Source organism: Roseateles sp. DAIF2 (assembly GCF_015624425.1).
GTDB lineage: Bacteria > Pseudomonadota > Gammaproteobacteria > Burkholderiales > Burkholderiaceae_C > Kinneretia.
The window spans coordinates 2,314,110-2,340,860 of record NZ_CP049919.1 but is presented as its reverse complement, the minus strand read 5'-3'; the positions used below and the strand labels follow the sequence as shown (position 1 = coordinate 2,340,860).

Below are 26,751 nucleotides of genomic sequence, written 5' to 3'. Positions count from 1 at the left end.
ACGCCCCCCGCCGCCGCCCCTACCGCTTTCTCATCCGACCACCCCGTGCCCATCGGCACAGGGGTCAGGTCTTGCTCATTCCAACGGTCCGAAATTTCCCCAAGCAAGGAGTGCTTCCATGCGATTTTCCTCGTCACCCCCGCTGACCCTGCTGCTGATGGCCGCTGGCCTCCTCAGCTCCGCAGCCCAGGCCTATGACTGCACCGGCCTGGCCGAATGGAGCCCGAGCGCCACCTACACCGCCGGCCAGAAGGCCAAGCAGAACAATGCCGCCTACCAGGCCAACTGGTGGACCCAGAACAACTCGCCGGCCACCAACTCCGGCCCCTGGGCCGTCTGGAAGCCGCTGGGCGCCTGCGACGGCGTCAACCAGCCGCCGGTCGCCAACTTCACGGCCACCGCGAATGCCTTGACCGTGGCGGTCAACGGCAGCACTTCGACCGACCCGGACGGCAGCATCGCCAGCCATGCCTGGACCTTTGGCGACGGCGGCAGCGCCAGCGGCGCCACCGCCAGCCGCACCTATGCGGCGGCCGGCACCTACTCGATCACGCTGACCGTCACCGACAACAAGGGCGCCACCGCCACGCGCTCGCAGCAGGTTACGGTCAGCACCGGGCCGGTCAACCAGATACCGACCGCGCAGCTCACCGCCCCGGCTGCCGGCGCCAGGCCCACCGTCGGCGACGCGGTGACGCTCTCGGCCAATGCCGCCGACTCGGACGGCAGCGTCGCCAAGGTCGGCTTCTACATCAACGGCGCCCTGGTCGCCGAGGACAGCACCGCGCCCTATGAGGTGGTCTGGACCGCCCGCGCCGGCGCGGCCGAGATCGTGGCCCGCGCCACCGACGACAAGGGCGCCATCGGCAACAGCGCCGCCGTGACCATCACCGTGAACGGCCCGGTCGTCGGTGAAGAACGCTGCCGCCCCGAAGGCCTGGTCACCTCGCCCGGCACCACGCCGGCCTACTGCAAGGTCTATGACGAGCAGGGCCGCGAGAAGATGGGCGCCGACAAGCCGCGCCGCATCATCGGCTACTTCACCAGCTGGCGCACCGGCAAGAACGGCCAGCCCGCCTATCTAGCCAACCAGATCCCCTGGAGCCAGCTGACCCACATCAACTACGCCTTCGCCAGCGTCGATGCGAGCAACCGCATCTCGGTGGGCAACACCGCCGACGCCAACAACCCCGCCACCGGCCTCTCCTGGCCCGGCGTGGCCGGCGCCGAGCTGGATCCGTCCCTGCCCTACAAGGGCCACTTCAACCTGCTGAACAAGTTCAAGAAGCAGTACCCGCAGGTCAAGACCCTGATCTCGGTCGGTGGCTGGGCCGAGACGACCGGCTTCTACACGATGACCACCAATGCCGACGGCAGCCTGAACCAGGCCGGCATCAACACCTTCGCCGACTCGGCCGTGGCCTTCATCCGCCAGTACGGCTTCGACGGCGTCGATGTCGACTACGAGTACCCGACCAGCATGAAGGACGCGGGCAACCCGAACGACTTCACGATCTCCAACGCACGCCGCGCCACGCTGATGAAGAACTACGTGGAGCTGATGCGCGTGCTGCGCGCCAAGCTCGACGTGGCGGGCCAGGCCGATGCGCGCCACTACATGCTGACGATCGCGGCCCCCTCCTCCGGCTATCTGCTGCGAGGCATGGAGGCCTTCCAGGTGACCCAGTACCTGGACTACGTCAACATCATGAGCTACGACCTGCACGGCGCCTGGAACCAGTTCGTCGGGCCCAACGCGGCGCTCTATGACGATGGCCGCGACAACGAGCTGATCGCCTGGAACTACTACGGCAGCGCCCAGTACGGCCGCATCGGCTACCTGAACACCGACTGGGCCTACCACTACTTCCGCGGCGCGCTGCCGGCCGGCCGCATCAACATCGGCCTGCCCTTCTACACCCGCGGCTGGAAGGATGTGACCGGCGGCACCAACGGCCTGTGGGGTCAGGCGGCCCAGGCCGACCAGACCAAGTGCCCGCCCGGAACCGGCGGCGGCACGGTGCAGAAGTGCGGCGCCGGCGCCGTGGGCATCGACAACCTCTGGCATGACCTGGACGTCGGCAACCGCGAGGTGCCCGCCGGCTCCAACCCGATGTGGCATGCGATGAACCTGGCCCAGGGCCGCCCCGGCAGCTACCTGGCCGCCTATGGCCTGAACCCGGCGACCAACCCGATCGACCAGCTGGTCGGCACCTATGTCCGCAACTACGACGCCACCCTGGTCGCGCCCTGGCTGTGGAACGCGCAGAAGAAGGTGTTCCTGTCCACCGAGGACGAGCAGTCGGTCGGCATCAAGGCCCAGTACGTGGCGGACCGCGGCATCGGCGGCGTGATGTTCTGGGAGCTGGCCGGTGACTACGGCTGGGATGCGGCACGCGGCGAGTACTTCATGGGCAACACCCTGACCCAGACCCTGTACAACAAGCTGAAGACCGCCGCCCCCTACGGCAACCGCCTGAGCCCGGCGACCCTGCCGGCCGAGGCGCTGGACATCGGGGTCAAGCTGTCCGGCTTCAAGCTGGGCGACGCCAACTACCCGATCAACCCGAGCCTGACCGTCACCAACAACACCGGCCAGACCCTCCCCGGCGGCACCGAGTTCAGCTTCGACGTGCCCACCGCGATCCCCGCCACCCTGACGGACCAGAGCGGCTTCGGCCTGACGGTGACGCAGAGCGGCGCCAACGCCTCCGGCCACAACATCGGCGGCCTGCTGAAGGACTTCCACCGCGCCACCTTCAAGCTGCCCGGCTGGCAAAGCCTGGCCCCCGGCGCCAGCGTCAGCATCACGCTGAACTACTACCTGCCGATGCCGATGCCCAGCAACTGGGTCGTCACCTTCGGCGGCAAGAGCTACACGCTGGTGCAGGAAGCACGCCGCGGCACGGTGCCCGCCGTCGTCGCCCCGGCCGCCGCCAAGGCAGCGGCCACCACGGCCCAGCAACGCAGCATCAAGCGCTGATCCTTCACCCCACCCCACGATCGATCCACAGATCCATCAAACGCAGAGGAAATCTCAGCATGAAACTGAAGAAACCCGCACAAACCCGCCGCGCCCTGCGCTGGACGGCGCTGGCCGCCGGCCTGCTGGCCGGCAGCGCGGCCCAGGCCTATGACTGCACCGGCGTGCCGGAATGGAGCCCGAGCGCCACCTACACCGCCGGCCAGAAGGCCCAGCAGAACAACGCCGCCTACCAGGCCAACTGGTGGACCCAGAACAACTCGCCGGCCACCAACTCCGGCCCCTGGGCCGTCTGGAAGCCGCTGGGCACCTGCGACCCCGTCGGTCCGGACATCACAGCGCCCAGCGTGCCCGGCACGCCCACCGCCAGCAACCTCAGCAGCAACAGCGTAACCCTGAGCTGGAGCGCCTCCACCGACAACGTCGGCGGCAGCGGCCTGGCCGGCTATGAGCTGCTGCGCGGCGGCACCCTGATCGCCTCGCCCGCCGGCAACAGCCATACCGACACCGGCCTGACCGCCGGCACCAACTACAGCTATCAGGTGCGCGCCAAGGACAAGGCCTCCAATGCCTCGGCCCTCAGCGCCTCGCTGCTGGTCACGACGCCGGCCCCCTGCACCAGCATCCCGGCCACGCCCGGCGGTCTGAACTCGCCCTCGCAGGGTGGCGACAACGTCAACCTGAGCTGGAACGCGGTGACCGCCGGCCCCAACTGCACGGTGCAATACCGCGTGCTGCAGGGCGCCACGCAGGCCACCCAGACCGCACTGACGCAGGCCAGTATCGGCGGCCTGGCACCCAACACCACCTACAACTTCAGCGTCGTTGCCGTCAGCCAGGCCGGCGCCTCCCAGCCCTCGGCCCCGATCTCGGTCACGACCACCGGTGCCACCGACAAGACCGTGCTGGGCTACTTCGCCCAATGGGGCATCTACGGCCGCAACTATCTGGTCAAGAACATCGAGACCAGCGGCTCCGCCCCGCTGCTGACGCACATCAACTACGCCTTCGGCAATGTGCGCAACAACCGCTGCGAGGTCGGTGTGACCCAGGCGGTCAACGAGAGCACTGGCGCGGGCGGCGATGCCTTCGCCGACTACACCAAGAGCTTCAGCGCCGCGCAGAGCGTGGACGGTATCGGCGACACCTGGAACCAGCCGCTGCGCGGCAACTGGAACCAGCTGAAGAAGCTGAAGGCCAAGTATCCGAAGCTCAAGGTGCTGATCTCGCTGGGCGGCTGGACCTACTCGCGCGGCTTCTCCGAGGCGGCCAAGCCGGAGAACCGGGTCGCCTTCGTCAAGAGCTGCATCGACGCCTACATCAAGGGCGATCTGCCGCGCGTCGAGGACGCCGGCGGACCGGCCGCGCTGGCCGGCGTGTTCGACGGCATCGACCTCGACTGGGAATACCCCAACGCCTGCGGCCTGGGCTGCGGCAAGCCCGAGGACCGCGAGAACTTCACCGGCCTGCTGGCCGAGTTCCGCAAGCAGCTCGACGCCCACCGCGCGGGCCTGCTGCTGACGATGGCCGCCCCCGCCGGGGTCGACAAGATTCGCGCCTGGGATCCGGATAAGGCTCACCCCTATCTGAATTTCATCAACGTGATGACCTACGACTTCCACGGCGGCTGGGACCCGATCACCGGCTTCCACTCGCCGCTGTACCCGAGCAGCGCCGACCCCGCGGCCGGCGACGTGCGGCTCTACAACACCGACGATGCGCTGAAGGCCTATCTGAACAAGGGCGTGCCGGCCACCAAGCTCAACCTGGGCATCGGCTTCTACGGCCGCGGCTGGACCAATGTGCCCAATGTCGGCAACGGCCTGTACCAGAGCGGCGTGCCCGCACCGGCCACCTGGGAGAAGGGCAACGAGAACTACAAGGTGCTGAAGGCCCTGAACTGGCCCAGCTTCGTCGATCCGCAAAGCCGCGCCCAGTGGATCTACAACGGCACCACCTTCTGGAGCTTCGACACGCCGGTGCAGATCACCGAGAAGATGAACTACGTCAAGACCAAGGGTCTGGGCGGCGCCTTCTTCTGGGAGTTCGACGGTGACGACGCTCAGGGCACGCTGATCAAGGCGATCAGCAACGGGTTGAAGTAAAAAGCCCGTCGACTAGTTAGCTAGCGCACTCGCACCGCCCGCGGCAGCTGTTGCCGCAGGCGGTGCGTTTTTTCTTCTGGCGTGCTTTCGTCACTCCAGCATTCAACGCCGACACCGCTTCAAGACGAAGTCGGTGAAATGACTCACCGGACCACCGCGACGCCAGGTCCTATCGCGGCCCCAGCCAGACGGTATCCCGCCCGCTGCTGGAGGGAATGCGCCGGATCTTGAAGACCGAGGCGCTGCGGGGATGGCCCTCGGGGCTCAGCTGCAGATCGAAGCGGCCGTTCTCCAGCGCATGCAGCTCGGCATGGGTCAGCTGCCCGTCCAGGCCGAACAGCAGGGCGACCGAGCCGGCGGGCACGACCGGGTAGCGGATGATGCGGCCGCAATGCTTGCGGCCCGCGCCGATGAAGGCGCAGATCTGCTCGCGACTGGTCTCGGCCGGGAAGAAATAAAAGCGGTCCCAGCCGAAGCTGGTCAGCCGGGCGAGATCCAGCTCCTGGGCGGCCGGATCGCGCACGACCTCGCCGATCTTGCGGCTGATCGGTCCGGTGCCGCCGCCGAACTCGCTGCAGGCGGCCGCCGCCAAGGCCAGCAGCAGCAAGGCGGCAACCTTCATCTGGGCTCGACGACGCATCGGCCCCTCCCCTTCGAATGGTTCTGTTGGGTGCCGAATGTAGCGCGGCGGCCGCGCGCGAACTTAACTCAGGCGAGGCGCGCCAGCACCTCGTCCGCGATCGCCAGGCAGCTGGTCAGCCCCGGCGACTCGATGCCCAGCAGGTTGACCAGGCCCGGCACGCCATGCTGGGCCGGGCCGTCGATGCGGAAGTCCGGGGCCGGCTCGCCGGGGCCATGGATCTTCGGGCGCACGCCGCTGTAGGCCGGCTGCAGCGCGCCGTCCGGCAGCAAGGGCCAGTAGCGGCGCACATCGGCATAAAAGCCCTCGGCGCGCGCCGGGTCGACGACATAGTCCAGCCCATCCGGATCGGCCACGCCCTCCAGCCATTGCGCATCGGGGCCGAAGCGGGCCTGGCCGCCCAGGTCCAGGGTCAGGTGCACGCCCAGCGAGGCTTCCTGCGGCAAGGGGTAGATCAGGCGGCCAAAGGGTGCGCGCCCGGCCAGCGAAAAATAGCTGCCCTTGCAGTAATGCGCCGCCGGCACATGGACCGCGTCCAGGCCCTCGCTGCATGCCGCCAGCCAGGGGGCCCACAGGCCCGCGGCGTTGATCACCAGATCGGCCAGCAGCTCCATCTCGGCGCCGTCGGCGCGCACGCGCAAGACCTGGCCCTCGGGCGTGGCGCGCAGGCCCAGCACCTCGGAGCCTAGGCCCAGCATGCCGCCGGCGGTCTCCATATCGCCCTGCAGCGCCAGCATCAGGCCGTGGCTGTCGACGATGCCGGTCGAGGGCGAGAGCAGCGCGGCCTCGCAGCGCAGCGCCGGCTCCAGCGCGCGCGCCTCGGCGCCGTCCAGCCAGCGCAGGTCGTCGACGCCGTTCTGCTGCCCCTTCGCGGCCAGCGCCCGCAGGCCCGCCAGCTGCGCCGCGTCGGTGGCCACCACCAGCTTGCCGCAACGGCGGTGCGCGACGCCATGGCTGGCGCAGAACTCGTAGAGCCGGTGCTTCCCGGCCACGCACAGGCGCGCCTTCAGCGAGCCCTCGGGGTAGTACAGGCCCGCGTGGATCACCTCGCTGTTGCGCGAGCTGACGCCCTGCCCGATCGCCGTCTCGCGCTCCAGCACCAGGGTCTCGCGCCCGCTGCGGGCCAGCGCCCGCCCCACCGCCAGCCCGACCACGCCGGCACCGACCACCACCACATCGACTTTGTCCATGCGTCCGATTGTGCCGACCCGACACGCGCCGCTTGTTTCGGTGTTCACTAATTCACGCCCGGGCAACGCAGGCCCTGCGGATGCGGGCTTATCCCGAGCCGCCGCGTTACGCTTGGTCGCACACTCCCGACCCAAGTCGACCCTTCGGGCGACAGGCGCACAAGACGCCACCACAACGGCCCCGGGAAGGCCAACGAGGGAACACACCAGCCATGCTCAGCAGTCCGATGCCGCAGGAGGAGCGCCTGCCGCGGCCCCCTCGCGTGCTGATCGTCGACGACAGCCGGGCCATCCAGGCCATCATCCGGCGCGCGCTGGAGGGCGGCGTGGACGACGACGACAACCCGCTGCCGCCGCTGCAGATCGACACCGCCGACGACGGCGCCGCCGCGCTGGACCGGGTGGCGGCCGAGCGGCCCGATCTGGTGCTGTCGGACTGGCATATGCCCAATGTCGGCGGGCTGCAGCTGCTGCAGGCGCTGCGCCGCGGCGGCCATGCGGACCTGCCGGTCGGCATCGTCACCACCGAGACCCGCGCCGAGCGCCTGCACGAGGCGCGCCGCCGCGGCGCGCGCTTCGTGCTGCCCAAGCCCTTCGACGACCGCGCGCTGCGCCGTGCGGTGGCTGGCCTGCTGCCGCAGCGCGCCGGCGGCCCGGCGCTGGAGGTGCCGGAGCTGCCGCGCGGTAGCGCGATCGATTCGCTGGCCCAGCTGCAGCAGCAGCTCTATATGCATCTGGGCACGCGCGGCTTTGACCTGCGCCGCGCCGAGCAGGACGCGGGCCTGGCCGAACGCCCCACCCAGCTGGTGGCGCTGTACGGCAGCGCCGGGCGCAACGGCCCCTATGCGATCGGCCTGCTCGACGCCAGCGCCTGCTGGCTGGTCGGCGGCATCGCCGCGGGTGCCAGTTCCGCCGAGATCCAGGCCGGCATGGCCGCGGGCCTTGAGCCCGGCCCGCGCCTGGTGGACCAGGCCGGACGCTTCATGCGCGCCTGCGCGGCCCAGCTGCGCAAGCGCAGCGCCAGCGACGTGCCAGCGCTCAGCGCGGTGCGGCTGGCACGCCAGCGTTTCGAACGCCTGCCCGAGCTGATGGCCCGCAACAGCGGCCGTAGCGAGTTCAGCCTGCGCCTGCCCGGCCTCGGTCAGGGTAGGCTCGCCTTCCTGTTGGTCTGAAGAACGAAGATGGTGGAATTGGAAAACTTGGCCAGCCTGGGCGTGCTGGTCGCCAACCTGGTGTTCGTGGTGATCGCGATCGCGGCCTATCTGCGCATGAACGCGCAGGAGGATGAGCGCCGGCAATACCTGAGCCATGCCCTGCACGACAGCCGCGAGGCCGGCCTGGCACTGAAGGGCGTGGCGCGCGACCTGCAGCGCCTGCTGGAGCGAAGCGGCAGTGGCACGGCGCGCGGCGCGGAGCGGCACCCGGCGGCGATGCCGCTCGACGCGGCCTCGATCGGCGAGGACTCGATGGACTTCGCGCGCCTGAGCCCGCCCGAACATCCGCCCGAGCCTGACGACTACGACGACTGGCGCCGCCACCAGCAGGTGGAGCTGGCGCGGCTGCTGCAGCAGCGCCGCCAGCTGCAGCAGGCGCTGGACGGTGCGCGCGCCCAGGCGGCGCGGCGCGAGCCGCATCCCGCGCTGACCGATCAGCTGCAGCAGCTGCGCCAGCAGGTGAACGAGCTGCAAGCCCAGCTGCAGCGCAGCCGGGTCGAGAAGGAATTCATCGAGGAGCGCCTGCTGGCACTGGATGCCGCGCAGCGCCGCGCGGCGCGAGCCGAGGCCGAAGCCTCAATCGAGGCCTGAGGCCGCGACCAGGGTCGCATCGGGGCTGAACTCGCCGGCCGCCAGGCGCCGGCGCAGTTCCTCGGGCGCCAGCGCCAGGAACTCGGCCACCTCGCCATCCTGGTTGCGCGGCGTGAAGCCGGCCGGCAGCCGCAGCGCGTAGATGTGCAGCACCTCGTCGTGCAGGCCCTCGCCCGGCACCGCGCGGCGGCTGCGCAGCACGCCGGCGGGCTGCAGCAGCGAGCCGGCGCTCAGCGCGGGCGGCACGCCGGCCTCCTCCCACAGCTCGCGACGTGCGCAGTCCAGCAAGTCCTCGCCGGCCGTCAGGCCGCCGGCGGCCAGGTTGTCCAGCTTGCCCGGATCGGTGGCCTTGCTCGCCGCACGGCGGCCGCAGCACATGCGGCCCTCGGCGTCCCAGCCATTGACATGCACCGCGCGGCTCATCAGGCCGAAGAAGCGAAAGGCCGCGCGCTCCAGCCGGAACAGCTCCGCGCCGCGCTCGCTGCAGGGATCGGCCACCGGTGCCTCGCAGGCATAGAGCTCGCCGCGCCAGCCGCGGATCAGGCCACGCGCGCGCAGCGCCTCGGCCGCGGCCTGGATCAGCGCCGAGCGCGCCGTGGGCGGCGGGGACCAGAGCAGATCGCCATCACGCAGCACGGCATGCGGCGCCAGCAGCGGCAGCGCCAGCTCCAGATGGCCGGGCGCCAGCGCGCCGATGGGCTGGCCATCGAGCAGCAGGCGTGGCCAGGTCTCAGGCATCGGCCATGCCGCGCTCGTCGGTGGCGCGCAGGCGGGTCTGGGCGAGCACGCCGGCCGAGTCGAGGATCGGGTAGGCGATCGAGCAGATATGGCCGTTGATGCGCTTCAGGTCGCTGATCAGGTCCAGGTGCAGCGAGCTGGTCTCGATGCTCTGCGCGGTGTTCTCCTGCAGGCGCGCGATATGGGTGCCGGCGTATTCCAGCTCCAGATCGCGGAAGCGCGCCTTCTCCTCCAGCAGCTTCTGCGCGTCGCGCACATGGCCGTCCAGGAACACGCTCATGCCCAGGCGCAGATTGGCCAGCAGGCGCTCGTGCAGGTGGCTGATCTCGGCCATGCCGGCCTCGGAAAAGTTGCGCGCCTTCTTGATCTTCTTGTCCTCGATGTCCTCGAGGATGCGTTCGATCGTGTCGCCGATCTGCTCCATATTGATCGTGAAGCTGACGATGTCGGTCCAGCGCCGCGCCTCGCGCTCCGACAGGGCCTCGCGCGAGATCTGGGTCAGATAGAACTTGATCGCCGAGTAGAGATCGTCCACCTGGTCGTCGAGCCGGCGCAGCTCGGCCGAGAGCTGCAGGTCATTGTTCTTGATCACCGGCAGGATGCCGCGCAGCATGGTCTCAACCACATCGGCCTGGTGCAGCGCCTCGCGCGCCGCGCAGGAGATCGCCAGCGAGGGCGTGGCCAGGGCCATCGGGTCCAGGTGGCGCGGCCGGGTGGCCGGCGGCGCGGGCGGGGCCACCATCCAGCGCTCCAGCAGCTTGGCGGTCGGCGAGACCAGGGCGACGAACAGCAGGGTCTTCAGCAGGTTGAAGCCCAGGTGCAGCGCGATCACCTGCTCATGCACGGTCGGCAGCCAATGCTGCAGCTCGACATGGATCATCGGCAGGAAGGGCACGACGATGGCGCAGGTGGCCAGCTTGAACAGCAGGTTGCCGACCGGCAGGCGGCGCCCGGCCATCGTGGTCTTGGCGGTGGACGGCAGGGCCAGCACGCCGTTGCCGACATTGGCGCCCAGCACCAGGCCCATCGCCATCATCGCCGGCACCATGCCCGACTCGGCCAGGGTCGCGGTCAGCAGCACGATGGCCAGGCTGGAATAGGACATCACGGTCAGCACCGCGCCGACCAGGATGTCGATCATCAGGTCGTTGGGCAGGGCCACCAGGATCGCGCGCACCGCCGGGCTCTGGATCAGCGGCTCGGTGGTCTCGACGATCAGTTTCAGCGCCAGCGTGATCAGGCCCAGGCCGATCGCGACGCGGCCCAGCCGCCCGGCCGTGGTCTTCTCGCGCGAGATGAACAGCACCACGCCGGTGAAGATCAGCGCCGGCGAGAGCCAGGACAGGTCGAAGGAGAACACCACCGTCATCAGCGCGGTGCCGATGTCCGCACCCAGCATCACCGCCAGCCCGCCGGCGGTGGACATCAGGCCCTGGCCGACGAAGGAGGTGATCAGCAGGCAGGTGGCCGTGCTGGACTGCACCAGGCAGGTCACGCCCATGCCGGAGCAGATCGCGTAGAAGCGGTTGCTGACGCTGCGCGCCAGCACCTCGCGCAGATTCGCCCCGAAGATGCGCAGCACCCCGGTGCGGACGATATAGGTGCCCCAGACCAGCAGCGCGATGGCGGCCAGCAGATTCAGCAGATGCAACATGATCGGGCGATTCTGCGCCAAGCCCGAGTGCCGGCGCGGGTCATCAAGGCGCCAATCGCACAAACTGTCATAAAGCAGACAGAACGAGCCATCTTGGCGACGGGTAGAGAAAGAAAAACCCCGCAAGGCGCGAACCTTGCGGGGTTGGTCTGGTGGGCGGTGCAGGGTTCGAACCTGCGACCCCTGCCGTGTGAAGGCAGTGCTCTACCGCTGAGCTAACCGCCCGGTATCTGGCGGCGTGGCGACTATTCAAGACTCCAGGCAAGACCTGGTGGGCGGTGCAGGGTTCGAACCTGCGACCCCTGCCGTGTGAAGGCAGTGCTCTACCGCTGAGCTAACCGCCCGGTTCTTGTCGCCGACGAAATTCGTCAACCGGGAAGCCCGCGATTATGCCATGGCTTTTGCGCGGGACTCAAGCGCTTTGCCAGATTCTTTTACCGCCGCTGGCCTTGTCGAGATCGGCCAGCACCGCCTCATGCGCCTGCAGCTCGGCCGCGGTGGGCGCCAGCACCGGCAGCTGGAAGGCGCTGAAATCGACCGCGGCCATCTGGCCATCGCCCGTGCCGGCACCGCCGCCGCTGGCGTCGTCGATCACCAGCGAGTCCTGCCCGCGGGTCATGTTGATATAGACCTGGGCCAGCAGCTCCGCATCCAGCAGCGCGCCGTGGAAGGTCCGGTTCGAGTTGTCCACCTCCAGGCGGCGGCACAGCGCGTCCAGCGAGTTGGCCTTGCCGGGGAACATGTCGCGCGCCATCAGCAGCGTGTCGCGCACACCGCCGGCGATGTCGGTGATCGGCGGGCGGCCCAGGCGCTTCAGCTCGGCGTTGATGAAACCGAGGTCGAAGGGCGCGTTGTGGATCACCAGCTCGGCCCCGGCCACATAGTCGAGGAACTGCTCGGAGACCTCGGCGAACTTGGGCTTGGTGGAGAGGAACTCCTCGGTCAGGCCGTGCACCTTCAGCGCTTCCTCATGGCTGGCGCGCTCGGGGTTCAGGTAGAGGTGCAGGTTGTTGCCGGTGAGCTGGCGGTTGACCATCTCGACGCAGCCGATTTCGACCAGGCGATCGCCCCCCTCGGCATACAGGCCGGTGGTTTCGGTGTCGAAGAAGATTTGGCGCATGAACGAAGAAAAGGAATCAGGAGGTTTTGCGGCGCCCGGCCCAGAGCCAGATCGCGACGCCCGCCGCGATCATCGGCAGGGACAGCCATTGTCCCTGACTCAGGGAGAGCGCCCGCAGGCCCAGGAAGTCGTCCGGCTCACGGAAGAACTCGGCCAGGAAGCGGAAGAAGCCATAGCCGATCAGGAACATGCCCGACACCTGGCCGGTGGCGCGTGGCTTCTTCGCATAGAACCACAGCAGCACGAACAGCAGCAGGCCCTCGCCGAGGAACTGGTAGACCTGCGAGGGATGGCGGGCGATGCCGCCGTCCTGCGCCTGCGGGAACACCATGGCCCAGGGCAGCGAGGGGTCGGCCGCCCGGCCCCACAGCTCGCCGTTGATGAAGTTGCCGACCCGGCCCGCGGCCAGGCCGGTGGGCACGCAGGGCGCGATCAGGTCGGTCACCTCGAAGAAGGAACGCTGGCGCAGCTTGGCGAACAGCCACATCGCGACGATCACGCCGAGCAGCCCGCCATGGAAGGCCATGCCGCCCTTCCAGACCGCGAGCACCTCGCCCAGGTTGTGCAGGTAGTAGCCGGGCTTGTAGAACAGCACATAGCCCAGCCGCCCGCCCAGCACCACACCCAGCACGCCGAAGAACAGCAGGTCGTCGACATCGCGCTTGGTCCAGCCGCGGGCCGCGTACTGCGGCTGGCGCACCTTCAGATTGGCCAGCCAGAGGAACAGGCCGAAGGCGGCCAGATAGGTCAGGCCGTACCAATGCACGGCCAGCGGGCCGAGCTTGATGGCGATGGGGTCGAACTGGGGATGAACCAGCATGGCAACGGCGGCGCCCGGCGGCGCAAGGACAAGAGGTCGCGCATCATAAGTCGCGGCTCAGCCAGAGCCTGTCAGACAGGCACGGATATGCTCGACAAAGCGCAGCACCGCCGGCGAGGCGTCGCGGCGCCAGATCAGGCTGGTCGCGCAGACCGGCACCGGCCCCGACACGCGCCGGTAGACCACGCCGCTGCGCTGCAGGCCCATCACCGATTCCGGCACCCAGGCCAGGCCCATGCCAGCCGAGACCAGGTTGACGATGGTCTGCATCTGGATCGCCTCCTGCGCGATCTGCGGCGCCGCGCCATGCTGGCGGTAGAACGCCAGCACCGCGTCGAACAGCGAGGGCGCGATCTCCCGCGGGAAGATCACCAGCGGCTGGGCCAGGATGTCGGCCGGCGCCAGGCGCTCGTGCCGCGCCATGGCCTCCTCGGCGCTGAGCGCCAGCACCAGCGGCTCGCGTGCGATCGGCAGCGCCTCAAAGCCCGGCGGCAAGGCACCCGGCGCATGGATCACGAAGCCGGCGTCCAGCTCGTCGGCATCGAAGCCCTGCAGCTGCACGTCCAGGGTCGCCTCGCGCAGGCTCAGGCCGACCTCCGGCTGCCGCTCGCGAAAGATCCGCAGCCAGCGCGGCAGCTCGCCGAAACCCACCGTCGAGACGAAGCCCAGGCGCAGCCGGCCGCGCCGCCCCTCGGCCGCGGCGCGCACCAGCGCGGGTAGGCCCTCGGCCTCGGCCAGCAGCCGGCGCGCCTCCGGCAGCAGGGCCAGGCCGGCCGGGCTCAGCGCCACCGAGCGGCTGCTGCGCTCGAACAGCGGCGCGCCCAGCAGGGCCTCCAGCTTCTGGATCGCCTGCGTCAGCGGCGGCTGGGTCATGTGCAGGCGCGCGCTAGCGCGGCCGAAATGCAGCTCCTCGGCCACCGCGATGAATTGACGCAGGCTGCGCAGCTCGATCATTCACATGAAATGTATTGATTAAGACTGAATAATATATTTGATAAGCATTGCAGCGCGACCGATACTGGCCGGCATTGATCCCCCAAGCATTCGCCAGGAGACGCTGTCCATGAGCTTCAACCGCCGCTCCAAGAACATCACCGAAGGCGTGGCCCGCGCCCCGAACCGCTCCATGTACTACGGCATGGGCTACCAGGAGAGCGACTTCGGCAAGCCGATGATCGGCATCGCCAACGGCCACTCGACCATCACCCCCTGCAACTCCGGCCTGCAGAAGCTGGCCGACGCGGCCGTGATCGGCCTGAAGGCGGCCGGCGCCAATGCGCAGCTGTTCGGCACGCCGACCATCAGCGACGGCATGGCGATGGGCACCGAGGGCATGAAGTACAGCCTGGTGTCACGCGAGGTGATCTCCGACTGCGTCGAGACCTGCGTCGGCGGCCAGTGGCTGGACGGCGTGATGGTGATCGGCGGCTGCGACAAGAACATGCCCGGCGGCATGATGGGCATGCTGCGCGCCAATGTGCCGGCCATCTACATCTACGGCGGCACCATCAAGCCGGGCCATTACAAGGGCCAGGACCTGAACATCGTCAGCGTCTTCGAGGCGGTGGGCCAGTTCTCGGCCGGCAATATGTCGGAAGAGGACTTCTGCCAGATCGAGAAGCGCGCCATCCCCGGCAGCGGCTCCTGCGGCGGCATGTACACCGCCAACACCATGAGCTCGGCCTTCGAGGCGCTGGGCATGTCGCTGCCCTATTCCTCCTCGATGTCCAATGTCGAGGACGAGGTGGTCGAGAACACCAAGAAGGCCGCGGCCGTGCTGGTCGAGGCGGTCAAGGCCGACCTGAAGCCGCGCGACATCGTCACCAAGAAGGCGATCGAGAACGCGGTGGCGGTGATCATGGCCACCGGCGGCTCGACCAATGCGGTGCTGCATTTCCTGGCCATCGCCCATGCGGCCGAAGTCGACTGGACCATCGACGACTTCGAGCGCATGCGCAAGAAGATCCCGGTCCTGTGCGACCTCAAGCCCAGCGGCCGCTTCCTGGCGGTGGACCTGCACAAGGCCGGCGGCATCCCGGCCGTGATGAAGGTCTTGTTGAAGGCCGGCCTGCTGCATGGCGACTGCATCACCATCACCGGCAAGACCGTGGCCGAGAATCTGGCCGAGGTGCCGGACCTGAGCCCCGAGCAGGAGGTGATCCGCGCGGTGGACCGGCCGATGTACGAGCAGGGCCACCTGGCCATCCTGCGCGGCAATCTCTCGCCCGAGGGCTGCGTGGCCAAGATCACCGGCCTGAAGAACCCGGTCATCACCGGTCCGGCGCGCGTGTTCGACGACGAGCAGAGCGCCCTGGCCGCGATCATGGCCAAGCAGATCAAGGCCGGCGACGTGATGGTGCTGCGCTACCTCGGCCCCAAGGGCGGCCCGGGCATGCCCGAGATGCTGGCCCCGACCGGCGCGCTGATCGGCCAGGGCCTGGGCGAGAGCGTGGGCCTGATCACCGATGGCCGCTTCTCCGGCGGCACCTGGGGCATGGTGGTCGGCCATGTGGCACCCGAGGCCTATGAGGGCGGCACGATCGCCCTGGTCCGGGAAGGCGACTCGATCACGATCGACGCCCACAAGCTGCTGCTGGAGCTGCATGTCGACGCCGCCGAACTGGCCGCTCGCCGGGCCGCCTGGAAGCAGCCGGCGCCGCGCTACACGCGAGGGGTGCTGGCGAAGTTCGCGAAGAGCGCTTCTAGTGCCAGCTCCGGCGCTGTTCTTGATAAGTTTGACTGAGCTTCAATCGCTGAAGTCATAGCAAAAGGGCGCCCGAGGCGCCCTTTTCCTTTTGCAGGTCGAGCGACCGGCTCAGCGCCGCCGCTGCTTCTCCCCCTGCCCCAGCGCCTCCAGCGCCTTCTCGCGCCGCGCTTCCTTCTTCTCTTCCATGCGCCGCATCGCGCGCTTCTGCGTCAGCCCGCTGGAATCCGCCCAGGCCCACCACAGCACGGCCAGACCGAAGGGGGCCAGCACCAGCCACCAACTCCACTCACCCACCGGCCCGAAAGCGGTCAGTTTGAGCAGGAGCAAAACAACGCCAATTCCAATCAACCACATTGCGCCCAACTCCTCTCGCGGTCCCGGCGCCGCCGGGACACCGACACTACAATGCCTCACGGCTGTCCTGCCAGGAATGTAGTGCAGATTGCCCCACACCACCCCAGCTGAATGGAAGAGAAAGGAAGCCATGAAGTCCTCGATCGCCCTGGCCGCACTGGCCGCCACCCTGGCCGCCCCGGCCGTTTTCGCCAGCCCCGAACTGGCCCAGAAGAAGAACTGCATGGCCTGCCACGCCACCGACAAGAAGCTGGTGGGCCCGTCCTACAAGGATGTGGCGGCGAAGTACGCGAAGGACAAGGATGCCGTCGCCAAGCTCGCCGACAAGATCGTCAAGGGCGGCTCCGGCGTCTGGGGCCCCGTGCCGATGCCGGCCAATGCCCAGGTCAATGCCGATGAGGCCAAGCAACTGGCGCAATGGGTCTTGACGGTCAAGTGACCCTCGCTCGCCGCTGAGCGAGCAAGCCCCCCCAGGCAAGGCCCCGCAGCGCGGGGCCTTGTTGTTTATGGCGCCGAGCGGCGCAGCTCGCGCACGCTGCCCTCGGCATCGGTCCAGCGCAGGGTCTGCCCGTCCGGCATCGCCTCGAAATGCTCCGGCAGGACCAGGCTCAATGCCCGTTCCGGCCCCTGATCGCCAACCCGCCGCAGCGGGCAGGACACCTCGACGACATAACGGCGCCGGCTGCGTGCCCGCAGCTCGCCGGGCTCCACACCGGGCTCGATCCGCAGCTCGCTGCCCTGCCCATCCGCATAGCTGCCAGGTCGGAAATGGCGCGCGTCGGCCGGGTCTGCGTCGCCGTGCGGCAGTGGCGCCACCGCGTCGCCTGCCTCCAGCTGCGCCAGCTCGCGCGCCAGGCGCTGCACCGGCAGGCCGAAGGCATTGAACAGCACCGCCACCGCGCTGCCCTGCGGCAGCCGGGCCATCTGCGCGAAGAAGCCGTTGACGTCGCCGAAATGCCCGGCCAGCCGCCGCGGCCGTCCGCCCATCATCCAGCGCTCGGCGGCGAGGCCGCAGCTCAACTCCCGCTGCGACACATCCAGCATCAGGTCGGCAGAGACCGGCGACAGCAGGCGCGGCAAGCCCACCAGCCAGCGGCACAGATCGCTGGCGTTCGCCACCAGGTCGAAGGCGCCCCAGGCCACGCTCATGTCCATCGGCTCGGCATAGGACCAGCGGCCCATCATGATGCAGGCCGCGGGCGGCCCCCGCCAACAGGCAGCGCCCGTCGTCCGCCGCCAGGCTGGACAGCCCCAGCGGCTCAAACAGCTCGCGCCGTCGGAATTCGGAGAAGTCCTGCTCGGCCACCCTCTCGACGATGGCCGCCAGCAGCACATAGGCGGTGTTGCTGTAGGCCACGCGCTCGCCCGGCGGGCCCAGCGGCGCCAGCTCATGCAGCCAGTCGATCAGCTGTGCCGGCGTATGCGGCAGGCGCATGCGCATCGGCCAGTAGTCCGGCTGCGCGGTGTAGTTGGCCAGGCCGGCGCGATGCTCCAGCAGCTGCAGCGGCGTGATCTCGGCCGCATGGGGCAGCCGGGGAAAGAAGCGCGCTACCGGCGCCTGCAGATCGAGCCGCCCGGCATCGACCAACCGCAGCAGCGCCGCGGCGGTGAAGCTCTTGCTCAGCGAGCCGATGCGAAACCGCGTCGCCGCCTCGTTAGGCAGGCCATGCGCCGGATCGGCCAGGCCGCCCGAGGCCTCGAGCAGCCGCCCGTCCGGCCGCAGCAACGCGACGCTGCCCTGCAGACAGCCGCGCTGGCGCCAGGCGTCCAGATGGACTCGCAGGCGGCGATCGGCCTCGGCGTTCAGTAGGCCTGGCCCAGTTGCTCGAGGATCGCGGGGTTCTCCAGCGTGCTGGTGTCCTGCGTCACGCTCTCGCCCTTGGCCACCGAGCGCAGCAGGCGGCGCATGATCTTGCCGCTGCGGGTCTTGGGCAGGTTGTCGCCGAAGCGGATGTCCTTGGGCTTGGCGATCGGGCCGATCTCCTTGGCCACATGGTCGCGCAACTGCTTGGCGATCGCCTTGGCCTCGTCGCCGGTCGGGCGCGGGCGCTTCAGCACGACAAAGGCGCAGATCGCCTCGCCGGTGGTGTCGTCGGGGCGGCCGACCACGGCGGCCTCGGCCACCAGCTCGGTGCAGCTGACCAGGGCCGATTCGATCTCCATCGTGCCCATGCGGTGGCCCGACACGTTCAGCACGTCGTCGATGCGGCCGGTGATCGTGAAGTAGCCGGTCTCGGCGTCGCGGATGGCGCCATCGCCCGCCAGGTAGTAGCCCTTGAGTTCGCTGGGGTAGTAGCTCTTCTTGAAGCGCTCCGGGTCGCCCCAGATGGTGCGGATCATCGAGGGCCAAGGCTTCTTGACGACCAGGATGCCGCCCTGCCCATTGGGTACGTCGTTGCCGGTCTCGTCGACGATGGCCGCGGTGATGCCCGGGAACGGCAGGGTGCAGGAGCCCGGCACCAGCGGCGTGGCGCCCGGCAGCGGCGTGATCATGTGGCCGCCGGTCTCCGTCTGCCAGAAGGTGTCGACGATCGGGCAGCGGCCGCCACCGATGTTCGCGTGGTACCACTCCCAGGCGGCCGGGTTGATCGGCTCGCCGACCGAGCCCAGCAGGCGCAGGGACGACAGGTCGTAGTTCTTCGGATGCACGGCCTCGTTGCTCTCGGCCGCCTTGATCAGCGAGCGGATCGCGGTCGGCGCGGTGTAGAAGATCGAGACCTTGTGCTTCTGGATCATCTGCCAGAAGCGGCCGGCATCCGGGAAGGTCGGGATGCCCTCGAACACGATCTCGGTGCCGCCCAGGGCCAGCGGGCCGTACGTGATGTAGGTATGGCCGGTGACCCAGCCGATGTCGGCCGTGCACCAGAACACATCGTCATCCTTCAGGTCGAAGGTCCACTTGGTCGTCAGCGCCGCATGCAGCAGATAGCCGCCGGTGCTGTGCTGCACGCCCTTGGGCTTGCCGGTCGAACCCGAGGTGTAGAGCAGGAACAGCGGATGCTCCGCCTCCACCCATTCCGGTTCGCAGCTGCTCGACTGCCCGGCCAGCAGCTCATGCAGCCACAGATCGCGGCCCGTCACCCAACCGATCGTGCCGCCGGTGCGCTGGTAGACGATCACGTCCTTGCACGTCGGGCAGCTGTTGTCGGCCAGCGCCTCGTCGACGATGGCCTTCAACGGCAGGGCCTTGCCGCCGCGCTGCTGCTCGTCGGCGGTGATCACCATCACCGCGCCGGCATCCTGCACGCGGTCGCGCAGGGATTGCGCCGAGAAGCCGCCGAACACCACCGAATGGGTCGCGCCGATGCGCGCGCAGGCCTGCATCGCGGCCACTCCCTCGACCGACATCGGCATGTAGATCACGACGCGGTCGCCCTTCTTGACGCCGCGCGCCTTCAGCGCATTGGCCAGCTGCGAAACCTTGGCCAGCAGCTCGCGGTAGCTGACCTTGGTGACCTCGCCGTTGTCGGCCTCGAAGATCAGCGCGGTCTTGTCGCCCTTGCCGGCCTCGACATTGCGGTCCAGGCAGTTGTAGGAGACGTTGAGCTTGCCGTCCTCGAACCACTTGAAGAAGGGCGCGTCGCTGTCGTTCAGCACCTTGGTGAACGGCGTCTGCCAGCTGATCAGCTCGCGCGCCAGGCGGGCCCAGTAGGCCTCGTGGTCGGCCTCGGCCTCGGCCACCAGCGCGCGGTAACCGTCCATGCCCTTCACATGGGCCGCCGCGCTCCAGGCGGCTGTGGGCAGGTATTGCTTGCTTTGCGACATGGCTGCTTGTCTCCTCGGATCCTTGGAATGGAATGCGCTGGAATGGCCCGCACTTTGCGGGCCCTCTCTGACGAAGCGCTTACTCTAACCTCGTAACCCCATGTGCCCGGCGTGCGGGAAGCGTCATGTGAGCCCCCTAGAATCCCAGGCCACGCCTCCCTAGAACTCCGCGATCAGATGAGCCAGAAGCCTCCCCCCTCCCTGCGTCCCCTGCCCAACATCATCTTCATGAGCCGCTGGCTGCAGCTGCCGCTGTACCTGGGGCTGATCCTGGCGCAGGCCGTCTACGTGTTCCAGTTCTGGACCGAGCTGGTGCATCTGGTCGAGGCCGCCTTCGGCAACCAGGACGCGCTGGCGATGCTGGTCAAGAGCATCGGCTACAAGGCCACCCCGATCAAGGACGCCGCAGGCCTGGTGATCGGCTACGAGCCGCTGACCAAGATCAACGAGACCATCCTGATGCTGGTGGTGCTGGGCCTGATCGATGTGGTGATGATCTCCAACCTGCTGATCATGGTGATCGTCGGCGGCTACGAGACCTTCGTCTCGCGCATGCATCTGGAAGGCCACCCCGACCAGCCCGAATGGCTTAGCCATGTGAACGCCTCGGTGCTGAAGGTCAAGCTGGCCACCGCGATCATCGGCATCTCGTCGATCCACCTGCTGAAGACCTTCATCAATGCCGACAACTACACCGAGAAGGTGCTGCTGTGGCAGACCCTGATCCATGTGGCCTTCCTGTTCTCGGCCCTGGCGATCGCCGCGGCCGACCGGCTGATGAGCCATAGCGGCGGCGACAAGCACTGAGGTCCCCGCTCATGGAAACGGCCAGGATGCCCGCAGCTTCCTGGCCGTTTCTCTTGGTGGGTCAGGGACGATGGGCGGGCGCAGGAGGATGGGCAGACCTGCTGCTACGTGTCCCCCGGCCGCTTCGCGGCCTCCTCCTTTACCTCCGCATCAGGCCTGCCCACCCTCCTGCCAAACGCTGCATCGGGTGTCTTCGGCAGGCCCGCCGCGTTCAGCCTCGGCGCCCTCCCTCGGCGCGCGCCAGGATCAGCGCGCCCAGCGCGCCAGAGATCAGCGAGCCGCCCAGCACGCCCAGCTTGACGCGGGTCTCGAAGTCGCCCTCCAGCCCGGCGAAGGCCAGGCCGCCGATGAACAGGCTCATCGTGAAGCCGATGCCGCACAGCACGCAGACGCCGAAGAACTGCATCCAGTTGGCGCCGGCCGGCCGCGCCGCCAGGCCGAGCCGGATCATCAGCCAGCTGCTGCCGAACACGCCGATCGCCTTGCCCAGCAGCAGGCCCAGCGCGATGCCCAGCGGCAGCGGGTCCAGCAGGTCGGCGAAGCTCAGCCCGGCCAGCGACACGCCCGCGTTCGCGAAGGCGAACATCGGCAGGATCATGAAGGCCACCCAGGGATGCAGGCCATGCTCCAGCGTCTCCAGCGGGCCATGCTCCGTATCGCTGCTGCCCTCGGCGCGCATCGGGATGAACAGCGCGGTCGCGACGCCGGCCAGGGTCGCATGCACGCCCGACTTCAGCACGCACAGCCACATCACGAGGCCCACCGCCAGGTAGACATCCACCCGCGACACGCCAGCGCGGTTCAAGAGCGCCAGCACCACCAGGCAGGCGCCGGCGCCCAGCAGCATCAGCGGCGAGAGCTGGTGGGTGTAGAACAGCGCGATCACGACGATCGCGCCCAGGTCGTCGATGATGGCTACCGCGGTCAGAAAGATCTTCAGCGAGGCCGGCACCCGCGAGCCCAAGAGCATCACGATGCCGATCGCGAAAGCGATGTCCGTTGCTGCGGGAATCGCCCAGCCGCGCAGCGCGGCCGCGTCACCCCAGTTGATCGCGCTGTAGATCAGCGCCGGCACCGCCATGCCGCCCAGCGCCGCCACCGCCGGCAGCAGCGCCTGCTTGCGGTCGGCCAGTTCGCCGGCGACGAACTCGCGCTTGATCTCCAGCCCGACCAGCAGGAAGAACACCGCCATCCACAGGTCGTTGACCCAGACGATCAGCGGCTTGGCCAGCACCAGGGCGCTCTCCGAACCCGCGGGGCCGATGCGCAGTTCGCCCGGCAGCTGGGTGAAGGCCTGATAGAACACCGACAGCGCCGGGGTATTGCTGCACACCAGGGCGGCCAGGGCCGCCAGCGCCAGCACGATGCCGCCGCTGGACTCGCTGGCAAAGAACTTCCTCAATCCCGGCGTCATCCACTCTCCTTTTCAGTCATCAGTAAAATCGCGTTCCAGTTTCCTAGAGTTTCTCACCGACTGGATTCCTCCCCGCCATGAGCACGACCATCCGCTATGCCGACCTCGTCGAGAGCGTCGCCGCCGCCCTGCAGTACATCAGCTACTACCACCCGGCCGACTACATCCAGCATCTGGCGCGCGCCTACGAGCGCGAGCAGAGCGAAGCGGCCAAGGACGCGATCGCGCAGATCCTGACCAATTCGCGCATGTGTGCCGAGGGCCGCCGCCCGATCTGCCAGGACACCGGCATCGTCAACGTGTTCCTGAAGATCGGCATGGACGTGCGCTGGGCGGATTTCCCGGGCTCGATCCAGGACGCCGTCAACGAGGGCGTGCGCCGCGCCTACAACCACCCGGACAACAAGCTGCGCGCCTCGGTTCTCGCCGACCCGATCTTCGAGCGCAAGAACACCAAGGACAACACGCCCGCGGTGATCTTCATGGAAGTCGTGCCGGGCAACACGGTGGACGTGATCGTCGCGGCCAAGGGCGGTGGCTCGGAAAACAAGAGCAAGGTCTACATGCTCAACCCGAGCGAGAACATCGTCGACTGGGTGCTGAAGACCGTGCCGACCATGGGCGCGGGCTGGTGCCCGCCGGGCATGCTGGGCATCGGCGTCGGCGGCACGGCCGAGAAGGCCGCGCTGCTGGCCAAGGAAGCCCTGATGGACGACATCGACATGTACGAGCTGCTGGAACGCGGCCCGCAGAACAAGCTCGAAGAGCTGCGCATCGAGCTGTACGAGAAGGTCAACGCGCTGGGCATCGGCGCCCAGGGCCTGGGCGGCCTGACCACGGTGCTGGACGTCAAGATCAAGACCTACCCGACGCATGCCGCTTCCAAGCCGATCGCGATGATCCCGAACTGCGCCGCCACCCGCCATGCGCATTTCGTGCTGGACGGCTCCGGCCCGACCTACCTGGAAGCGCCCAGCCTGGACCTATGGCCGGACGTCAACTGGGCGCCGGACTACAACAAGAGCAAACGCGTCGACCTCAACACGCTGACGAAGGCCGAGGTCGCCAGCTGGAAGCCGGGCGACACCCTGCTGCTGAATGGCAAGATGCTGACCGGCCGCGACGCCGCGCACAAGCGCATCCAGGACATGCTGGCCAAGGGCGAGAGCCTGCCGGTGGACTTCACCAACCGCGTGATCTACTACGTCGGCCCGGTCGACCCGGTGCGCGACGAGGTCGTCGGCCCGGCCGGCCCGACCACCGCCACCCGCATGGACAAGTTCACCGACATGATGCTGGAGAAGACCGGCCTGATCGCGATGATCGGCAAGGCCGAGCGCGGCCCCGTCGCGATCGAGTCGATCAAGAACCACAAGTCGGCCTACCTGATGGCCGTCGGCGGCTCGGCCTATCTGGTGTCCAAGGCGATCAAGGCGGCCAAGGTGGTCGGCTTCGAGGACCTGGGCATGGAAGCGATCTACGAGTTCGACGTGGTCGACATGCCGGTCACGGTGGCGGTCGATGCCGGCGGCACCAGCGCCCACATCACCGGCCCGGCCGAATGGCAGGCCAAGATCGCCAGCGGCAAGCCGGTCAAGATCCCGGTCGCGGCCGGCTGATCCCCGCCCCGCGATGAGGCAACCGGGCCACCGCATGCGGTGGCCTTTTTTATTGCTCTTTGCGCGTTGATTGATGACGCTGTGATGGTGAAGGTCTGGGCGCAGGAGGGCGGGCAGACCTGCTGCTACCTGCCAGTGCCTTCCGGCCCTGGCTTCAGGCCCGAGCACGGAGCAATTGCGCGCACCCGCGTCCCGGCGCAACCCGGCTCTTTGCAGGGGTCATCGAGACCACGCCACAAGTCAATGAACAAAAAGCCTTCTTCATGACGCCTACACTGGGCCGCCAAGGAGGTCGGCGCATGACGACGAGGAGCTGGATCGCGGGGCTGATGCTGGCGCTGCTGGCGGGACTGGCGGTCGGCCAGACCGCTCCACCGCCGCTGCGCGAGCTGGGCGGCATCAGCGAGTACCGCCTCGCCAACGGCCTGCAGGTGCTGCTCTTCCCCGATGCCTCGCGGCCCAGCATCACCGTCAACCTGGTCTACAGGGTCGGCAGCCGCCACGAGGGCGCCGGCGAGGCCGGCATGGCCCATCTGCTGGAACATCTGCTGTTCCGCGGCACGCCCGAGTTCCCCGACATCCCGGGCGAGCTGAGCCGCCGCGGCATCGCCTACAACGGCAGCACCACCGCCGACCGCACCAACTACTTCAGCAGCTTCAATGCCGACGAGGCCACGCTGGCCTTCATGCTGAAGCTGGAGGCCAATCGCATGCTGCGCTCGCGCATCCTGCAGGCCGACCTGGAGCGCGAGATGCCGGTGGTGCGCAACGAGCTGGAGATCGGCGAGAACAACCCGGCCCAGCTGCTGCGCCAGCGCGTGCTGGGCATCGCCTACCGCTTCCACCCCTACGGCCAGCCGACCATCGGCACGCTCAGCGATCTGCAGCATGTGCCGATCGAGCGCCTGCGCGAGTTCTACCGCCTGCATTACCGGCCCGACAACGCGGTGCTGATGGTGGCCGGCCAGGTCGACCCGGCGCGCGCGCTGGCGCTGATCGAGCGCGAGTTCGGCGCGCTGCCGCGCCCGATGCGCGCCCGGCCCGAGGTCTACACGGTGGAGCCGCCGCAGGACGGCGAGCGCGTGGTCAGCCTGCGCCGCGTCGGCGGCGCGCCGCTGCTGGTCGCGGCCTACCATGTGCCGGCGCTGGCCCATCCGGACTGCGCGGCGCTCGCCCTGCTGACCCCGCTGCTGGTGCAAAGCGGCAGCGGCAGCCTGCACAAGGCCCTGGTCGAGGGCAAGCTGGCGAACCAGGTCTTCGCCGGCGGCTGCGGCGGCTGGGATCCGGGGCTGTTCCATGTCGGCGTCGCGCCGGCCCCGGGCGTCGAGCTGCGCGAGCTGGAACAGCGCCTGTTCGAGGAGCTCGAGAGCCGCAGCCACCAGGGCTTCGCCGCCGCCGAGGTGCAGCGCGCCGTGACCCAGTTCGAGCTGGGCTACCGCCAGATCCTGAAGCAGCCGGAGCGCGCGGTGCTGCTGCTGTCCGAGGCGGTGGCGGCCGGCGACTGGCGGCTGATCTTCAAGACCCTGGAGGAGGCGCGACGCGTCACGCCCGAGGACCTGCGGCGCGTCGCTACGCGTTATCTGCGCGCCAGCAACCGCAGCTATGGGCGCTACCTGCCGGTGGCCGAGGCGGACCGGGTCGAGGTGCCGCCGGTCGCGGACCGCAGCGCCGGGCTCGACGCGCTGCGCCCGGACCAGGCCCTGGCCCAGGGCGAGGCCTTCGACCTCGCCCCCGCCGAGCTGCAGGCGCGCACCCGCCGCCTGACCCTGCCCAGCGGCATCCGCCTGGCCCTGCTGCCCAAGCGCAACCGCGGCGAGGCGGTGAGCCTGCAGATGCGCCTGCGCTGGGCCGCGCTGCCGGCGGTGCAGCAGCTGCGCGGCGCGGCCTTCGTCGACGGCATGCTGACCGAGGGCAGCCTGCGGCGCGACCGCCAGGCCCTGATGGACGAGGCGGTGCGCCTGCGCGGCAGCTTCGTGATCAATGCCGCGCCGCAGGGCGCGACGATCCGGCTGCAGGCCGAGCGCGACACCCTGCTGCCGCTGCTGGCCCTGCTGCAGGAGGTGCTGCAGCAGCCGGCCTTCCCCGAGGCCGCCTTCGCGCGCCTGAAGACGCGGGTGCTGACGGGGCTGGAGGGCGAGGCGCGCGACCCCGACGCGCTGCGCCAGGAAGAGGTGCGCCTGCATTACAACCGCGCCCGCGGCCTGCACCTGGGCCAGCCCGACTATCTGTGGAGCCGCGCCGAGCGCGCCGCCCTGATGCGCGCCACCGAGCTGGCCGATGTGCGCGAGTTCCACCGCCGCTACTGGTCGGCCAATGAGGCCGAGATCGCGGTCGTCGGCACCCTGCCCGAGGGCCTGGAGACCGAGATCGAGCGCCTGTTTGGCGGCTGGAAGAAGCCCGGAGCGCCGGCCTTCGAGCGCTGGAGCACGCCCTATGTCGCGGTGCCGCCGCTGCGCGTCGATGCGCAGGCCGACGACAAGGCCAACGCGGTGCTGCAGATGCGCCAGGAGCTGCAGCTCTCGACGCTGGACACCGACTACCTGCCCCTGGTGCTGGCGAACCGCCTGCTCGGCGGCGGGCTGGATTCACGCCTGGCCAAGCGCCTGCGGCATCGCGACGGCCTCAGCTACCGCCATGCCAGCGAGCTGCAGGCCGACCGCTGGGACCGGGCCGGGGCCTGGCTGCTGATGGCGGACTTCGCGCCGGAGCAGCGCGAACGCGTGCTGGCCGCGATCCGCGAGGAGGTCGATCGCCTGCTGGCCCAGGGCTTCGAGGCCGAGGAGCTGGAGCGGGTGCGCCTGGAGGCGCTGCAGGCGCGCCAGCGCGCACGCAGCGAGGACGGTGCGCTGCTCGGCGCGCTGCTGGCCCAGCTGGACAGCGGCGAGGACTGGCTGGCGCAGGCGCGCGACGAGGAGCGCCTGCGCGGCCTGAGTCTGGCCGAGCTGAACGCGGCGCTGCGCCGCCATCTGCGGCCCGAGGCCTGGGTGATCTCGACCGCCGGCGACTACCGCGCCCGGCCCCCGCGTTGAC

20 protein-coding genes, 2 tRNA genes and 1 pseudogene are annotated in these 26,751 nt (G+C 69.0%); 9 read left to right on the top strand and 14 right to left on the bottom strand.

Annotation, left to right across the window (positions count from 1 at the left end; translation table 11 throughout):
• The first annotated feature begins 118 nt into the window (after positions 1-118).
• Together G8A07_RS10915 and G8A07_RS10910 are read left to right on the top strand one after the other, a co-directional pair.
• Positions 119-2,983, top strand: coding sequence for a chitinase C-terminal domain-containing protein (locus tag G8A07_RS10915; RefSeq protein WP_195797021.1), 2,865 nt, complete (start codon positions 119-121; stop codon positions 2,981-2,983).
• A gap of 59 nt (positions 2,984-3,042) precedes the next feature.
• Positions 3,043-5,088 carry a glycosyl hydrolase family 18 protein gene (locus G8A07_RS10910; RefSeq protein ID WP_195797020.1) on the top strand — a complete coding sequence of 682 codons (2,046 nt, stop codon included), beginning with the start codon at positions 3,043-3,045 and terminating at the stop codon, positions 5,086-5,088.
• Between the two features lie 169 nt (positions 5,089-5,257).
• Here the strand turns inward: G8A07_RS10910 and G8A07_RS10905 are convergent, their stop codons facing one another.
• Together G8A07_RS10905 and G8A07_RS10900 are read right to left on the bottom strand one after the other, a co-directional pair.
• Positions 5,258-5,728: a hypothetical protein gene (locus tag G8A07_RS10905; RefSeq protein WP_195797019.1), complete on the bottom strand. Its 471-nt coding sequence runs from the start codon at positions 5,726-5,728 to the stop codon at positions 5,258-5,260.
• 68 nt (positions 5,729-5,796) lie between these two features.
• Positions 5,797-6,918 (bottom strand): NAD(P)/FAD-dependent oxidoreductase, encoded by a 1,122-nt coding sequence (locus G8A07_RS10900; protein ID WP_195797018.1) that lies wholly within the window; start codon positions 6,916-6,918, stop codon positions 5,797-5,799.
• A 212-nt stretch (positions 6,919-7,130) separates the two neighbouring features.
• Here G8A07_RS10900 and G8A07_RS10895 point away from each other — a divergent pair, with 212 nt between their 5' ends.
• Together G8A07_RS10895 and G8A07_RS10890 are read left to right on the top strand one after the other, a co-directional pair.
• The gene (locus tag G8A07_RS10895) at positions 7,131-8,090 is read left to right on the top strand and encodes a response regulator (RefSeq protein WP_213086265.1); all 960 of its coding nucleotides are present in this window, start codon (positions 7,131-7,133) and stop codon (positions 8,088-8,090) included.
• A 9-nt stretch (positions 8,091-8,099) separates the two neighbouring features.
• The gene (locus tag G8A07_RS10890) at positions 8,100-8,723 is read left to right on the top strand and encodes a hypothetical protein (protein WP_195797017.1); all 624 of its coding nucleotides are present in this window, start codon (positions 8,100-8,102) and stop codon (positions 8,721-8,723) included.
• On the opposite strand, the gene G8A07_RS10885 is transcribed toward G8A07_RS10890, so the two are convergent.
• From G8A07_RS10885 to G8A07_RS10855, 7 genes are all read right to left on the bottom strand, one after another.
• On the bottom strand, positions 8,709-9,461 hold the full coding sequence (locus G8A07_RS10885; RefSeq protein ID WP_195797016.1) for an NUDIX hydrolase family protein: 753 nt from the start codon (positions 9,459-9,461) through the stop codon (positions 8,709-8,711). The two genes, G8A07_RS10890 and G8A07_RS10885, sit on opposite strands and share 15 nt — an antisense overlap.
• Positions 9,454-11,115, bottom strand: coding sequence for a Na/Pi cotransporter family protein (locus tag G8A07_RS10880; RefSeq protein ID WP_195797015.1), 1,662 nt, complete (start codon positions 11,113-11,115; stop codon positions 9,454-9,456). The genes G8A07_RS10885 and G8A07_RS10880 overlap by 8 nt, the downstream gene beginning before the upstream one ends.
• Before the next feature lie 150 nt (positions 11,116-11,265).
• Positions 11,266-11,340, bottom strand: a tRNA-Val gene (locus G8A07_RS10875).
• Between the two features lie 44 nt (positions 11,341-11,384).
• Positions 11,385-11,459: transfer RNA gene (locus G8A07_RS10870), tRNA-Val, on the bottom strand.
• Positions 11,460-11,527: 68 nt separating this feature from the next.
• Positions 11,528-12,235: a DNA polymerase III subunit epsilon gene (gene dnaQ, locus G8A07_RS10865; RefSeq protein ID WP_195797014.1), complete on the bottom strand. Its 708-nt coding sequence runs from the start codon at positions 12,233-12,235 to the stop codon at positions 11,528-11,530.
• 16 nt (positions 12,236-12,251) lie between these two features.
• Entirely contained in the window at positions 12,252-13,055 is an 804-nt protein-coding gene (gene lgt, locus G8A07_RS10860; RefSeq protein WP_195797013.1) for a prolipoprotein diacylglyceryl transferase, read from the bottom strand.
• Positions 13,056-13,112: 57 nt separating this feature from the next.
• The gene (locus tag G8A07_RS10855; RefSeq protein ID WP_195797012.1) at positions 13,113-14,009 is read right to left on the bottom strand and encodes a LysR family transcriptional regulator; all 897 of its coding nucleotides are present in this window, start codon (positions 14,007-14,009) and stop codon (positions 13,113-13,115) included.
• A 109-nt stretch (positions 14,010-14,118) separates the two neighbouring features.
• Between G8A07_RS10855 and ilvD the strand changes: the two genes are divergently transcribed.
• Positions 14,119-15,798 carry a dihydroxy-acid dehydratase gene (gene ilvD, locus G8A07_RS10850; RefSeq protein WP_195797011.1) on the top strand — a complete coding sequence of 560 codons (1,680 nt, stop codon included), beginning with the start codon at positions 14,119-14,121 and terminating at the stop codon, positions 15,796-15,798.
• Between the two features lie 72 nt (positions 15,799-15,870).
• Here the strand turns inward: ilvD and G8A07_RS10845 are convergent, their stop codons facing one another.
• A complete protein-coding gene (locus G8A07_RS10845) occupies positions 15,871-16,116 on the bottom strand; it encodes a TIGR04438 family Trp-rich protein (RefSeq protein WP_195797010.1) in 246 nt (81 codons plus the stop codon).
• A 130-nt stretch (positions 16,117-16,246) separates the two neighbouring features.
• On the opposite strand from G8A07_RS10845, the gene G8A07_RS10840 reads away from it, so the two are divergent.
• Complete coding sequence (locus G8A07_RS10840; RefSeq protein ID WP_195797009.1) at positions 16,247-16,555, top strand: c-type cytochrome; 309 nt, start codon at positions 16,247-16,249, stop codon at positions 16,553-16,555.
• A gap of 65 nt (positions 16,556-16,620) precedes the next feature.
• Here the strand turns inward: G8A07_RS10840 and G8A07_RS10835 are convergent, their stop codons facing one another.
• The 3 genes and pseudogenes from G8A07_RS10835 to acs all read right to left on the bottom strand — a co-directional run bounded on the left by G8A07_RS10835 (position 16,621) and on the right by acs (position 19,881).
• Positions 16,621-17,301, bottom strand: a complete 681-nt coding sequence (locus G8A07_RS10835; protein ID WP_195797008.1) for a hypothetical protein — start codon at positions 17,299-17,301, stop codon at positions 16,621-16,623.
• A gap of 112 nt (positions 17,302-17,413) precedes the next feature.
• A pseudogene (locus tag G8A07_RS28270) lies at positions 17,414-17,842 on the bottom strand (serine hydrolase domain-containing protein); the annotation flags it as partial.
• Positions 17,843-17,919: 77 nt separating this feature from the next.
• Positions 17,920-19,881 (bottom strand): acetate--CoA ligase, encoded by a 1,962-nt coding sequence (gene acs / locus G8A07_RS10825; protein ID WP_195797007.1) that lies wholly within the window; start codon positions 19,879-19,881, stop codon positions 17,920-17,922.
• A 177-nt stretch (positions 19,882-20,058) separates the two neighbouring features.
• Between acs and G8A07_RS10820 the strand changes: the two genes are divergently transcribed.
• Positions 20,059-20,688, top strand: coding sequence for a YqhA family protein (locus G8A07_RS10820; RefSeq protein WP_195797006.1), 630 nt, complete (start codon positions 20,059-20,061; stop codon positions 20,686-20,688).
• A gap of 211 nt (positions 20,689-20,899) precedes the next feature.
• Here G8A07_RS10820 and nhaA read toward each other — a convergent pair whose 3' ends face one another.
• Positions 20,900-22,102, bottom strand: a complete 1,203-nt coding sequence (nhaA, locus tag G8A07_RS10815) for a Na+/H+ antiporter NhaA (RefSeq protein ID WP_195797005.1) — start codon at positions 22,100-22,102, stop codon at positions 20,900-20,902.
• Positions 22,103-22,179: 77 nt separating this feature from the next.
• On the opposite strand from nhaA, the gene G8A07_RS10810 reads away from it, so the two are divergent.
• Together G8A07_RS10810 and G8A07_RS10805 are read left to right on the top strand one after the other, a co-directional pair.
• Positions 22,180-23,721, top strand: a complete 1,542-nt coding sequence (locus tag G8A07_RS10810) for a fumarate hydratase (protein ID WP_195797004.1) — start codon at positions 22,180-22,182, stop codon at positions 23,719-23,721.
• 299 nt (positions 23,722-24,020) lie between these two features.
• Positions 24,021-26,750, top strand: coding sequence for a pitrilysin family protein (locus tag G8A07_RS10805; RefSeq protein WP_195797003.1), 2,730 nt, complete (start codon positions 24,021-24,023; stop codon positions 26,748-26,750).
• Position 26,751 lies beyond the last annotated feature (1 nt).